12 protein-coding genes are annotated in these 13,935 nt (G+C 42.2%); 7 read left to right on the top strand and 5 right to left on the bottom strand.

Going from position 1 to position 13,935, the window contains the following annotated elements:
* Positions 1-241 precede the first annotated feature (241 nt).
* Both FQV26_RS04985 and tagD read right to left on the bottom strand, forming a co-directional pair.
* Positions 242-1,411, bottom strand: coding sequence for a CDP-glycerol glycerophosphotransferase family protein (locus FQV26_RS04985; RefSeq protein WP_146556258.1), 1,170 nt, complete (start codon positions 1,409-1,411; stop codon positions 242-244).
* Positions 1,408-1,800 (bottom strand): glycerol-3-phosphate cytidylyltransferase, encoded by a 393-nt coding sequence (tagD, locus tag FQV26_RS04990; RefSeq protein WP_146556259.1) that lies wholly within the window; start codon positions 1,798-1,800, stop codon positions 1,408-1,410. Before tagD ends, FQV26_RS04985 begins: the two co-directional genes overlap by 4 nt.
* 374 nt (positions 1,801-2,174) lie before the next feature.
* On the opposite strand from tagD, the gene FQV26_RS04995 reads away from it, so the two are divergent.
* From FQV26_RS04995 to FQV26_RS05010, 4 genes are all read left to right on the top strand, one after another.
* Positions 2,175-3,254: a CDP-glycerol glycerophosphotransferase family protein gene (locus tag FQV26_RS04995; protein WP_483879016.1), complete on the top strand. Its 1,080-nt coding sequence runs from the start codon at positions 2,175-2,177 to the stop codon at positions 3,252-3,254.
* Positions 3,255-3,332: 78 nt separating this feature from the next.
* On the top strand, positions 3,333-4,139 hold the full coding sequence (locus tag FQV26_RS05000) for an ABC transporter permease (protein WP_146556261.1): 807 nt from the start codon (positions 3,333-3,335) through the stop codon (positions 4,137-4,139).
* Between the two features lie 18 nt (positions 4,140-4,157).
* The gene (gene tagH, locus FQV26_RS05005) at positions 4,158-4,976 is read left to right on the top strand and encodes a teichoic acids export ABC transporter ATP-binding subunit TagH (protein WP_146556262.1); all 819 of its coding nucleotides are present in this window, start codon (positions 4,158-4,160) and stop codon (positions 4,974-4,976) included.
* A gap of 87 nt (positions 4,977-5,063) precedes the next feature.
* Entirely contained in the window at positions 5,064-5,939 is an 876-nt protein-coding gene (locus tag FQV26_RS05010; RefSeq protein WP_146556263.1) for a DUF1028 domain-containing protein, read from the top strand.
* Positions 5,940-6,160: 221 nt separating this feature from the next.
* Here the strand turns inward: FQV26_RS05010 and FQV26_RS05015 are convergent, their stop codons facing one another.
* Both FQV26_RS05015 and FQV26_RS05020 read right to left on the bottom strand, forming a co-directional pair.
* On the bottom strand, positions 6,161-9,367 hold the full coding sequence (locus FQV26_RS05015; RefSeq protein WP_146556264.1) for an efflux RND transporter permease subunit: 3,207 nt from the start codon (positions 9,365-9,367) through the stop codon (positions 6,161-6,163).
* 18 nt (positions 9,368-9,385) lie between these two features.
* Positions 9,386-10,204, bottom strand: coding sequence for a TetR/AcrR family transcriptional regulator (locus tag FQV26_RS05020; RefSeq protein WP_146556265.1), 819 nt, complete (start codon positions 10,202-10,204; stop codon positions 9,386-9,388).
* Positions 10,205-10,479: 275 nt separating this feature from the next.
* Between FQV26_RS05020 and FQV26_RS05025 the strand changes: the two genes are divergently transcribed.
* A complete protein-coding gene (locus FQV26_RS05025) occupies positions 10,480-11,001 on the top strand; it encodes a GyrI-like domain-containing protein (protein ID WP_146556266.1) in 522 nt (173 codons plus the stop codon).
* Between the two features lie 354 nt (positions 11,002-11,355).
* Here FQV26_RS05025 and FQV26_RS05030 read toward each other — a convergent pair whose 3' ends face one another.
* Entirely contained in the window at positions 11,356-11,826 is a 471-nt protein-coding gene (locus FQV26_RS05030) for a competence protein ComK (protein ID WP_146556267.1), read from the bottom strand.
* Positions 11,827-12,064: 238 nt separating this feature from the next.
* On the opposite strand from FQV26_RS05030, the gene FQV26_RS05035 reads away from it, so the two are divergent.
* Both FQV26_RS05035 and FQV26_RS05040 read left to right on the top strand, forming a co-directional pair.
* Entirely contained in the window at positions 12,065-12,547 is a 483-nt protein-coding gene (locus FQV26_RS05035) for a sigma-70 family RNA polymerase sigma factor (RefSeq protein WP_146556268.1), read from the top strand.
* Between the two features lie 103 nt (positions 12,548-12,650).
* On the top strand, positions 12,651-13,928 hold the full coding sequence (locus FQV26_RS05040) for an ATP-binding protein (RefSeq protein ID WP_146556269.1): 1,278 nt from the start codon (positions 12,651-12,653) through the stop codon (positions 13,926-13,928).
* Positions 13,929-13,935 lie beyond the last annotated feature (7 nt).

A 13,935-nucleotide genomic window follows, 5' to 3' on the forward strand; every position in this document is an offset into this window, starting at 1 on the left:
CCCCTTTATTTTGTGCGCTGAGCCAAGCCAGCGTATGTATACGGGGAAAGGGAATTAAAATAAACTAGCAAAGGATTAAAAACGGCGTAAATTTTATACACCTATTATACCACGACCATAAGCAATTAGCTCTATAAAAACTGAAAATTAAGAAAATATTTACGTCGAGTAACTTGAAAAGTTTCATTAGCAGAAGACATAAAAAGCCAGCATTCCCTAAACGGGTTTGCTGGCTAATATTCTATAAGTCTTTTGGATCGTAGATGACGGTAATAAGCTGACTTGTGCTTTGGCCAGCAGAATAAGTATTCCAGTGATTCCGGAACTTATCGATTTTTTCATGGTCGATCGCAGGATCTAAAATATGCTCTATTACTTCACTTGTAGTCTTTACGATAGGACCAGGAAAATAGAGGCTGTTTTGTGCCCAAATCCCTTGGGTTTTGCCGTAATCTTCGAGATCGTAAGCGAAGAAGATCATTTTCTTTCCAAGCAGCGAAAACTCTACCGGAATGGACGAATAATCAGTGATTAATATATCACTGACAATCAGCAAATCGCTGAGATGTGGGTAGTCAGTGACCAATAAAACCCGTGGATGTTCAATGAAATTAGTGACTTCCTGGACAGAAGGATGAAGTCTTATCAATAGAACGTAGTCATCATCCAATTTGTTCAGAAATTCTGTAATGTCCAACTTCACTTTCATGCTATGTAATGAACTTTTACGGAAAGTAGGTGCGTATAAAATAATATTTTTTCCGGCAATGACTGGATAAAGTTCCTTTAACTTGGCATTGGCTTTTTCTTTTGCAGCGGAATCAAAGTAAAAATCTGTTTGAGGTACCCCCGTATAGATGAAATGACTTTGATCAACATGGAAAGATTCAGAAAAAATGTCTGCCATTTGCTGTGACCCGACAGGAATAAATTGAAAGCGATCATATACCTGTTGAAATCTCAATTTTGCCCGTTCGCTTCTTGCAGAAGTTTCGGGGTCGCTCCAGCCAAATTTCTTAATAGCTCCAGCCGCATGCCATAATTGAATACATTTAACTTCTTTCCGGAATTTTATAACGGAAAGGGCACCCGCATAATTATCGACAAAAACATATTTCGAAGTAGCCAAATGATAGATGGATAAAAAAGTATCCAATACATTAGACGTTTCAAAGCTGTAAATCTTCTTGTTATCAGTGGGAACAGCTGTAAAATCGATTTTGCATTTGGCCTGGTTGATGAAGATGATTTGGTGCTGCTTCGCTTTAGACAATTCTTTCGCGATAAAAAACGCATTGTCGCCAAAAGATGATAGAAAAACCGTTTTGTTTTTAATGGGAAGAAGTTTGAACAGGGCAAATAAGATCTTAAATAAGAAAAGATAGATGGAGATTCCAAATTCTTTAATCATTGGTTATTATAAAGGTCTGTTTTGATTTTTGTAGTCGAAATACCTTCTGTACGCGGCAAGTAAAGAACTTCACAGTAGTCCATCAGTTCATCGAATTTGCCTTCCCAGTCAGAGCCCATTATAAATAGATCCACGTTATTGTTTTGGATGTCCGCCACTTTTTGACCCCAATTGTGTTCCGGAATTACTTCGTCGACGTATTTTATGGATTCTAATATAAGCTTGCGTTCTTCATAAGAATGATAGGCAGCTTTTCCTTTAATCGCATTGAACTCATCAGATGATAAGCCGACAATCAAGTAGTCGCCTTTCTCTTTTGCCCGTTTCAATATGTTTATATGGCCATGATGTATCAAGTCGAAGGTCCCGTAAGTTATTACTTTCTTCATACTATATTCACTCCAAAAATGCTTATTTTCGATTTTTTTCACAATATGCTATGATACCATCTTATATGTTATCATGTGTAATAGCTATTGAAAATATGGGTATGTATGAGGTATTAGACGCCTTCATAAAGGAAAAGATGCATTTTGAAGATACATAAGCTATTCTGAAATTCAGTATAAAATAAAAAGGGATAGAATTCCATTTTACCATGAAGTCGAATTCTGACAAATCCACTTTTCGAGAAAGAAGTAAGGTGAATAATTTGAGCTTGGTCCAAAAAGTTAAAGGTTTAAAAAATAGCAGTTATACGAGAAGAATTTTTAGGGCTGTATTCGTCATTCTTGGAAAACTACCAAAGAAGAGAAAGTTAGTGGTGTTTGAAAGCTTTCATGCAAAGCAGTTTAGCGACAATCCCCGTGCCATCTACGAATACATGAAAGAACATTACCCAGAATACAGACTTTTATGGAGTGTGGATAAAAGCGCGATCAACTTGTTTGAAGAATTTAAAGTGCCGTATATCCGCAGATTCACCATTCCGTGGTTCTGGACATTTCCAAGAGCGGAGTATTGGGTAAATAATGTCAGACTGCCGCGATGGATGCCAAAGCCCAAAGGAACTGTTTACCTCCAAACATGGCATGGCACACCTTTAAAAAAGCTGGGGCTTGATATTGAAGAAATTCATATGCCAAATACCGAAACCGAATCTTATAAACAGAATTTTATGCTGGAATCTGAGAAATGGGATTACCTGATTTCTCCAAATTCGTATTCGACAGAGGTTTTTAAACGTGCTTTCCATTATAATGGAAAAGTCATCGAATCTGGATATCCACGTAATGATGTACTGACGAGCCACTCGGATACCTTGATCAGCACGATTAAGAAAAACCTTGGAATTGCTGAAGAGAAAAAAGTTATGCTTTATGCACCTACTTGGAGAGACAATGAATTCTATCAAAAAGGAAAGTATAAGTTTGAATTTCAGTTTGATCTGAAAAACTGGAAGAAAGAATTTGGCGACGAATGGGTGCTGTTGTCCCGCATGCATTATTTGGTTGCTGAAAACTTTGATTTCTCAGCATATGAGGGTATGGTATATGATGTATCGCTTTATCCGGATATTCGCGATCTTTACTTAGCTTCTGATCTACTGATCACGGATTATTCCTCTGTCTTTTTTGACTACGCAATTTTAAATCGGCCGATTGTTTTCTTTATGTATGATTTAGAGTCTTATCGTGATCAGCTGCGCGGCTTCTATATCGATATCGAAAATGATGCACCGGGCCCTATTGTGCAGACAGAAAGCGAACTATTCCAGTCAATTCATACGATATTGGAAAATAATGTTCAATCGAATTCCGCTTTCTTAGAATTTAAAGATCGCTTTTCTTCACTTGAAGATGGCAAGGCAACTGAACGGGTAATAAAAGCCTTTCTAAAGTAAATGATTTAAATTACATGTTAGACAGCAGAACTTTTGCTGATTATTTAATGAGATAAAAGTCAGTAAGTGAGGATACCTATGAAATCAGCTATGATAGTTCTTAAAGAGCAAGTGAAATTCTTTTATTTGGTTAAAAGATTATCTGTTTATGAATTGCGCAGTTTAACACGAGGCAACTACCTGGGAGCGGCTTGGGAGATTATTAATCCAGCTATTCAAATTCTTATTTACTGGTTTGTTTTTGGTTTTGGGATACGACAGCGGGAAGCCATTGGTGATATTCCGTATTTCCAGTGGATGTTCGCTGGCATTCTTGTGTGGTTCTTTATCAATAACAGCATAATGAAATCTTCCAAGTCGATTTACAGCAAAATCAGGATGCTCTCCAAAATGAATTTTCCGATGAGCGTCATACCGAATTATACAATCTTTGCACAGTTTTACCCCCATCTGGTATTATTAGCTGTCGGAATGGTATTCCTGCAATTTCTGGGGTACCCGGTTTCCATCTATTATTTGCAGTTGCCGATTTACATTATCGGACTGCTGCTGTTTTTGTTCAGTTTTTCTCTAATTACGTCTACTTTGTCGACCATTATTAGAGACGTACAGATGCTGCTGCAATCGGTTATGCGTATGCTGTTGTATCTGTCTCCGATATTATGGCCGCCGACTTTGCTGCCGGATTCATGGCAACCCTATATGAAGCTTAATCCCTTTTATTATGTAATAGAAGGATACCGTTACTCGCTGCTTGGGGAAGGGTGGTATTTTCTCGAAAATCCCATTTATACTTTGTATTTTATTGGGATCGTCGCAATTACGTTCCTTGTAGGCGCGTATCTTCACGTGAAATTTAGAAGTCAGTTCATCGACTTTTTATAAAAATTGGAAGTGAAACTTTTGGGTAATTCAGTGGAAGTCAAAAATGTCTCTAAGCGTTATAAATTATATAAGAAACAATCAGAACGGATTCTTGATTTGTTGGTTCCCTATAAAGAATATGGAGAGGATTTTTTCGCTCTTCAGAATGTCTCTTTTGATGTGGAACGGGGTTCGATTGTTGGACTCGTCGGCATCAATGGATCTGGAAAATCGACTTTGGCCAATATTATCGCCGGGGTTATTCCAGCAACGAGTGGCCAAGTGACAAGTGATGGCAATGTCGCCTTGATTGCGGTGAATGCCGGACTTGATGGCAAGTTGTCCGGGCGCGAGAATATCGAGCTCAAGTTATTGATGCTTGGATTTTCCAAAAAGGAAATCGCGGCTATGGAAAATGAAATCATCGAGTTCGCTGAACTGGAAAAGTTCATTGACCAGCCAGTGAAAACTTATTCCAGCGGAATGAAATCGCGTTTGGGCTTTTCGATCTCTGTCCGTGTAAATCCCGATATTCTCATAGTAGATGAAGCCTTATCCGTAGGCGATAAAGCATTTTCTGAAAAAAGCTTGGATAAAATGATGGAATTCAAGGAAAAAGGAAAGACCATGTTTTTTGTCAGCCACTCGATTTCACAGATGAAAAAGTTCTGTGATCAGATTTTGTGGCTGGAATTTGGCGTAGTCAAGGAGTATGGAGCCACTAAAGAAGTCATTACTAAATACGAATCTTTTTTGGAAGAATACAAAGCCTTATCTAAAACCGACAAAAAGAAATATCGGAACCGGGCACTCAATCGGCAATCCAAGAAAAATGAAGAACCTGCAGAAATCCTATAAGGAACTGCAGGTTTTTTCTGTTTATTGAATAGTAAAAGAAGAAATTTTTCTTTGATTGAATTACAGTAGATAAAAGGGGGCAATAAAATGAGAAATGCACTAGCGAAAGAAAAATTAGTAGCGACCTTCTCGATCGTTGCTGCAGATCCGGAAACGGGAGAAGTCGGAGTAGCGGTTCAATCGAAGTTTTTGGCAGTAGGGTCAGTTGTTCCATGGGCTAAAGCGAATGTGGGAGCGGTGGCAACTCAATCGTGGGCGAATACAGCTTATGGACCGCAAGGACTTGAGATGCTGGAGAAGGGTTTATCAGCGGAAGAGGTAATTGATAAACTGATTGCTGACGATCCCGGCAGAAGTTTGAGGCAAGTTGCTGTTATCAGCTCATCTGGTGAAGCAAGTGCTTTTACGGGCCACGAATGCTACGACTGGGCGGGGCATAAAATAGGGAAGCATCATTCCTGTCAGGGCAATATTCTGGTCAGTGAGAAAACCGTCAGTGAAATGAGCAAAACTTTTGAAGAATCGGAAGGTCCATTGGCCGAACGAATGCTAAAAGCCATCGCAGCCGCTCAACACGCAGGAGGGGACAGCAGAGGCAAACAGTCGGCCGCTGTTTATGTGGTGCAGGAAGGCGCGGGGTATGGCGGCTATAACGACGTCAAAGTTGATTTGCGCGTCGATGATCATCCAGAGCCAATCGAGGAATTGCAGCGGCTTTATGAGTTGCATAAAATGTATGCAGCGCCATCAGAAGAAAAACTCGCTATTGAAGAAGATGTGTTGGCCACGGTCGTTGAACAGTTGGTGAAAATTGATTTATTGGCATCTGTTGGTCACGACAACTATGACGCAGAAGTAAAAGAAGCCTTGAAAACTTTTGTGCTGCGTGAAAACTTTGATGACCACTGGTCAGAAGAAGCATTAATTGATGAATCTGTGCTTGAATATTTAAAGAAGCAATAATAGGAAGGCCGGTTCAGTTGAACCGGCCTTTTATTTTTGTGAGGTGCGGTTAAGGTGCATCGAGATGCGCTTTATGCCGTTTGAGGTGCGGTTAGGAGTCGACGAGGTGCGCACTTTGCCATTTGAGGTGCGGTTATGGCCAAAGGAGGTGCGGTTAACAATAAAATACACAAAAAAGGCAGCTCAATTAAGAGCTGCCTGAATTTCATTCAATACATGGTTTAGTTTACTTGTTTTTTACGGAATTTCGACACGACTTCATAGACAATCGGTACAATGACCAAGGTCAGTAAAGTAGAGCTGATCAATCCGCCGATCACCGTGATGCCGAGGCCTTGTGAAATCAATCCGCCGCCTCCGCCTTCTGCGCCAATGGCAAGCGGGATAAGCGCGCCGATTGTAGCTAAGGCTGTCATCAGGATAGGGCGCAGACGTGTAACGCCGCCTTCTAGAAGAGCTTCACGCGTGCTAAGTCCTGCTTTTTCCATGTGGATCACACGGTCAATCAGGACGATGGCATTGGTGACAACGATACCAATCAGCATCAATACCCCGATCAACGCATTAACACTTAATGCTTCTCCCGTAATCCATAAAGCTACCAGTACCCCAATCACCGTGAATGGCAACGAGAACAGGATGGAGAATGGAGCAAGAGCGCCGCCGAAAGTTACGACCAGTACAAAGTAAACAATCGCAATAGCTGCAAGCATCGCAAGGCCAAGCTGGGTAAACGATTCATTGATCTGTTCTGTAACTCCGCCATGGTCTGTTGTCACACCAGTTGGCAGGTCAATGTCTGCTACCTGCTCGTCAATATCTGCTGTGATTTCCGCCGCATTATTGCCTTTGACATCTGCTGTCAATGAAGCAAACATCTGGCCGTCTCGACGGTTGATGGTATCCGGCGATTTGCCTTCTTCCACTTCCATGACATCACCGACGGTTACAGTGGTGCCAAGTGCTGTCGGAATTTCTATATTTGTTACATCATCAATTCCGGCATATTCGGTTTCTTCGGTTTCAATATAAACATTTATCTCTTTGTCTTCATGAGTTACTGATGTTAATATTGGAGCCTCACCGGTTCCGCTTAAAGCCATCCCGATTTGAGCGGCAGTCAAGCCGCTTTCGCTTAAGCTTTCCTGGCTGGCGACTAGTGTGAATTGATCATAAGCTTCAGTCAGGCTGGATTCGGTATTTTCCAAGCCATCGTGGTCTTCCATAAATGGCTGGATTTCATCAATTGCTGTTTGAATATCTTCAACATTGTCGCCATAAACGAACATTTCCAGACCGCTTGCTCCCATAGCAGCGAAATCCATACTTGCCCATTCCCCAGACTCTGTAGAGTTATTCAAGTCTTCAATCAGTTTTGTACTTTCATCGCTGAACGCTTCAAAGTCGTCATCATATTCAATATAGAACAATGCGGAATTATCGCCACCGCCGCCCATTGCCGCCATCGGATTGCCACCGCCAAGCGAGTATTGATAAGAAGTAACGCCTTCGCGTCCGTCTATAGCACCTTCTGCATCAAGTGCAATGGCTTCTACGTCTTCACGTGTTTGGCCGGGTTCAGGACTGTAAGTAGCCATAACCATTTTTTGCTCTTCTTCAGGCAGGAAGCTGACGCCAATGATAGGAATCAGGAACAAACTTGCCGCAAGGACTACCGAAGCTCCTCCGAAAGTGATGATTTTATGGTTCAGTGACCACTCGAGTATGCGTTTATAACTTGCTGCCATTTTTCCTGGCTTATGTTCTTTTTGTGTGGATTTGGCAGTTCCTAGCTTATTCAATTGCTTGCGGTACATCAAATGTGCCATCATCGGAACGATGGTAACTGCGACTAGTAAAGAGGCTGACAGTGCAAAAACGACCGCCAAAGCAAAAGGTAGGAACAATTCGCCGATTTGTCCGCTGACCAATGCAAGCGGCAGGAATACCGCTATCGTGACGACGGTGGAGGAGAAAATTGGCAGGAACATTTCGCGTGTCGCTTCACGGATCAATTCCTTGCCACGCAATTTTTCGCCTGGCAAAGCCATCCGGCGGTAAATGTTTTCAATGACCACGATCGAGTCATCGATGACCCGTCCTATTGCGACCGTCAATGCGCCGAGTGTCATAATGTTCAAGGTAATATCCATTTGATTTAATAGGAAAATCGCCATCAATAACGATAACGGGATGGAGATGATCGAAATTAGTGTTGTCTTAAAGCTGCGCAGGAATAGCAAAATAATCACTACGGCAAATAAAATACCGAATAGGGCTTTGCTCAGCATTGTTTCAACGGATTTCTCGATAGGCTCACCTTGATCAAATGTGGACGCAATCGTCAAACCGTAATTTTCTTCGACATCTGCCGCAATGTCTTTGACTGCATTAACGACTTCAACCGTATTGGCATCGGGAGATTTAACGATTGAAATACCGATTGATTCTTCACCATTTGTCCGTGAAATCGATTCCGCTTCACTAACCACTTCAATATCAGCAAGTTCGCTCAGTGCGACTGTTGGGATGGCAGTCGGAGCAGCAGCCGGTATTTCGGCAGATGGCTCTTGAGCAGCCGGTGCTTCAGCAGCCGGTGCTTCAGTTGCTGGCATTTGTGCTGCAGGATCTTCTTCCGCCCCTGCAGCATCAGGCGCATTCGTTGGAGCGGCTGGTGCAGTTTGAGGGATTGCTGGAATCTGAAGATTTTTCAGATCATCAACAGTAGTTACATCTCCGTCGATCACCAGGTTTTTAAGTTCTCCATCAAAATCCGTTAAACCTAATGGGAATGTCAGGTTCGAACCTTGAATCAATTGCTGGATTGTCTGTTCGGTCAAGCCGTATTGAGACAAGGCTTCCTGGTCGAAAGACATGGTGACTTTCTGTACACGCTGTCCTGAAACCTGGGCATCAGATAAGCCGTCCACCCCTTCTAGAGCTGGCAGTACATTGTCTTCAACGCTGGCAGTCAATTCTTCAAGTGAAGTACCTGCGTTGCTGATGCTTAATGTCAGAACAGGGAAGGCGTCCAAACTGATGCGGGAAACTTCCGGCTCGTTTGCGGCTTCAGGAATTGAAATTTGAGACAATGCATCTTCCAACTCACGGGTCGCTTCGTCCATATCGACTTCAAAGTCGTATTGGACTTGAATCGTAGAGGCATTAGCCATTGAAGTTGAAGTCAATAACTCGACGCCATTCATGTTTTGGATGCGCTGTTCCATGGGGATGGTTACTTCTTCCATGATTTCATCAGGTGCAGCGCCAGGATATGTAGTGACTACGGTAACAGCGGGCAAGGTAATGCTTGGAATGGATTCCTGTTTCATTGTAAGACCAGCATACAGTCCAGCTACGACAACCATAATGGTCAAAATCCAAATTGCGAACTTGTTGTTTAAGGAAAAATCAATTATTTTCTTCAAGTTTCTGACTCCTTTTAATTAAATAAAATTTTCAAGATATGCTACTTCATTTTTAATTGAGGAGTGTTGCTTTAAGTAGAGAAGCAAAGCTTCAATCAAAAAATCCTTTTTTTCTTTTTTGCTGACTTCCTCTTTCAACAATTCAAGGGAAGCAAGCAGTTTTTCAGGTTTACTTTCTGAAGCATTGATTTTTTCAGCGATCTGCTGGAAGCTGTCTTCCATGGTAGCCGCTTTTGTACGTGCTTCGGCTAATACAGGTTCCATAGTGTTTAAATTTTCCACGACTGCATCGATGGTAGCCGTGATGAAATTAACCAATCTGGAGATTTGTACTGTTTTTTTCTCAATGACCAGCGTGATGATGTATTGCTGCATCAAACCCTCAAGTACTGTCACTAAGTCGGGAAGAAACGGCTCGATAGCTGTTCCATAAGTATCCAAAAGAATGGTCTTATGCAACGTGATGGTGGATTGCCGAAGATCTGTAAATAAAAATTTCAGCTTTTCGCTTTCACTGAGTGTGAAATCCTTGAATACCATCATGAAAAACTCCTGATTGGAGAGTGTCCGTTCAATCTCGATCGCTAATTTTTTTTTGAAGACATCTTTGGTATCGGAATCTGGGGCATGCTGTGAGTTTGAGATTTCCGCAGTAATTTCTTCGTGGTACTGTTTTAAAATTTCGATGAACATATTTTCCTTCGAATCAAAATGTTTATAAAAAGCTCCTTTGGAAATACCAACAGCCTGTGCCACTTCCTGAACAGAAGTTTGATGAAAACCTTTCAACGAAAACAAGTGCACAGCCTGCTTCATTATTTCATTTCTTTTATCCATTAAAATCCTCCTAAACCACGTGGTCACTTAATGTGACCGTTCAGTCACTTAATTAGATTATAGTTTGTATTAAGCAAAGTCAATTTGAAGAGACTGGGATTATGTGACAATCTCATGACTGCTTTTTGATTATTTGGTACATCTGCAGTTGTTGGAGAAAATGGCCATCTTTACAGTAGTTTTCAGAATGAACTGGACGATTTAAAGGAATGTGCCGGCGGGTATAGAATAATAGTCAGTATTCGGTATGATTCGTTCGAAGAGGAGAGGATTGGATGGTGCAAAGATATATCAGTGAACCCTTTGTAGAAGAACGGATAGAACAACCTTATGTTGGTATTGCCATTCTGGCGGGAATATCGGAATGGGATGAGGTCAATGGACTAGTAGGAGAGATTTTTGACTGGCTGAAGGCTAAACAGATCAAACCGGCAGGTGCACCATTTTTTCGTTATTGGTGTATGGGAGATTCGGAAGGCAAGTACAAAATGGAAGTGGGTGTTCCAGTCAAACGGATGGTGACAGGTGACCATCGTGTGGTTGCCAGCTATATACCAAGCGGTTCTTATTTGACTGCAATGCATAAAGGACATCCTGATAAACTGGAAAAATCCCTTGAGGAGCTGGAACAATGGGCTATACAGGAAGAGTTGGACATTGATAAGCGGTGGGAAGGAGAAGACGAAATTTGGAACGGCCGTTTTGAATTTTACGTAACCGATCCCGGAACAGAACCCGATCTAAATAACTGGGCAATCGAAATCGCTTTTCTGCTGATGAGAGACGACGCAGCTTAAAAGAAAAGCGGAAGCGCCCGGGTAGCTCTGCCGGGCATAAGACGATCTGGCGAAGCGGCGTGTTTCCAAGCCGCACAGCCAGAGTGGCTTATGACCCAAAGAGCTGGGCGCTGGAGCTGGACATAAAGAAAAGCGCAGGCGCCCGTGCAGCTCTGCCGGGCATAAGACGATCTGGCGAAGCGGCGTATTTTCAGCCGCACAGCCAGAGTGGCTTATGATCCAAAGAGCTGGGCGCAGAAGCTGGACAAAAAGAAAAGCGGAAGCGCCCGTGCAGCTCTGCCTTATAAGAAAAAGACACCTCTCTCTGCACTGGTTTATATACCAATGCAGAGAGAGGTGTCTTTACTTGTGGGCTCAGAATTTATTTCGTTCGCGAACGCTGGAATAAAAATAGATCATTTCATACATACGGCCGCGCTGCTTTTGCAGGATGCCGATAGAAACATTGACTTCTGCCGAGACATTAAACTCATCAAATAGGATTCGGGTCCTGTTTGGGGTGATGGTTTCCAGGCGGTAATGGTGGTTGAAAATCCAAACGCAGTCAGGGTTGTCCGGAGACTTTGTGGGATAGGCGGCCAAGCCGTCTTCTGAGATGAGAAGTGTTGTTTTTTTATGCTGTTTAAGATTATGCCGTGTGGCTTTTACACGGCCTTCGTATGTCGATGCGAACATCATGCATGCCTTGTCAATCAATGTCAGAACCGAATCGCGCGAGTAATACTCTCCGGACTTGGTGATGATTCTGGACTTTCTTTCCGTTTCAAAATAATTCTCTACAAACAATACGGATCGATCTATTAAATTCTCATCATTCTTCTTCACTAGCACAAGCTCCCCTTTCTCATCACATGAAAATTCTACCATTCGCTACTATACGAGGCAATCTATTTTTAGAAAACTGAAACTCTTTTGACAATTGAGAGGTACATAGAGTCTGTTTCCTCTAGGCAAACAGAATTTTTACTGTAACGTACGGCTCAAATCCAAATTCGCTGCTTTCATTTTCACCCCTTATTCTGAACGTACCCGGGAATCAACGAACGTTCAGAAGGATAAGACAATGAAAGATTTCGAAGAAGTGGCTGCACAGTATGCACCGATGATTTCAGCGATAATCCGCAAACTCCATATCTACCGTGATTATGACACCTTCCGTCAAGTTGGAAATATCGCGCTATGGCAAGCGTGGCAGCGTTTTGAAGACGTGAAAGGAAACTTCACTCCTTTTGCTTATCGCAGCATTCAAGGAGCGATGCTCGACGAATTGAAGCGTGAAACCAAAAGGAATGATCAAATCACTCTTAGCAAGACGACAATAGTAGAGGAAGTCAAAGAAGAACCGGCTGAAAGTCTCCCGGAATGGCTGGAAGTAAATAAATTAACTGACCAAGAGAAATGGCTGTTGGAAGCCCTTTATGTCAAGGGCTGCAGTCTTATCGAATTAGCTGTTGCTGAAAATATTTCACTTGCCGGTATGAAAAAAAGGCGGGAACGGCTCTTGAAAAAATTAAAAGATACGACACACCACCCATTCAAAGAATAGGTGATAGCGATGCGGAAATAAAACCGCTGCAAAAAAAGGTGGTAGGGAACAAATTCGGATTGTATAATGAATGACGCAGCAGAAAGAAATGGGGATGACTTAGATGGAAGCAATGATGACAGGCATGATCAACAATATCTTTTTCATCATATTTCCGATCATCGTCTATCAAATGCTGGCAACAGCCGGCCAACGAAATTTTTTCGTTAGCCATCGCGTTACAATGACGGTCCTTTTTTCAATATCAATCATACTTTGCATGTTGTTTCCCTATCAATTTTTAACGGACGATTACATTTTTGATCTACGCCAAGTACCGATGATTGTAGGAGCTTTATACGGTGGTCCATTAGTGTCGGCCATGCTGTTTCTTGTTTCTTCAGTTGGTCGCTTTCTTATCGGTGGAGATGGAATGTATATTGCTATCCTCAATCAGTTTGTAATTGCAGCAGGAGTCCCATTCCTGCGACCTTTATATATGCGCATGAAACGTCTTGGGAAAATCGCTCTGGTGTTCTGCGTTTCAATCGCTTCGCTATTCTTCAATATGTTTGCAGGAGCTTTCTTCTTCGGGGACCCGATCCACGACATCATCGGGATATGGGTGATGCTGATGATCAATCAAGGAACGATCATCGTATTGACGGCTTTACTAATTGAGCATATGCAAAGACAGGAGTATATGTATAATTCCTTGTTGAAACATGAAAAAATGGAGACAGTCAGCCATTTTGCTGCAGCGGTATCGCATGAACTGCGGAACCCTCTGCAGAGCATCAAAGGGTTTATTCAACTTATGAAAGAATACGATTACAGTCGGGAGAAACAAGTGGAGTTTCACAACCTAATCTTAAAAGAAATCGATTCCGCAGAAGACTTAATCGATGACTACCTCATTTATGCAAAACCGACTTATGGGCAGCTTGAGCCGATCTTGGTTGCTCCGGAAGTTCGACATGTGCTCAAAATAATGGCCCCTTACGCAATGGGAAAAGATGTAGAAGTTCATTTTTTTGAAATGGATGAGACTGCTGAAATTCTGGTTGACCGCCAAAAGTTCCAACAGGCACTGGTCAATATCGTTCGAAATGGCATAGAAGCGATGCCAGACGGTGGATTATTGTCGATTGCAGTGAAATCGTCTCCTGCAAAAGTATGGGTGGAAGTGACCGATAAAGGTGTTGGAATGACAAAAGAAGAAATCAGGCGTTTGGGTGAGCCTTATTTTTCGAATAAAATCAAAGGCACAGGCCTTGGCATGATGGTCACGTACAGCATCATCAGCCAAATGAACGGTCTCATTCTGGTGGATTCCGAAAAAGGAAAAGGATCCGAATTTACGCTAGAGTTCCCCAATATTGCAGCCTTGGAAAAAAGATAAAACAGCA

It is taken from the genome of Planococcus sp. CPCC 101016, assembly GCF_007859295.1.
Taxonomy (GTDB): domain Bacteria; phylum Bacillota; class Bacilli; order Bacillales_A; family Planococcaceae; genus Planococcus.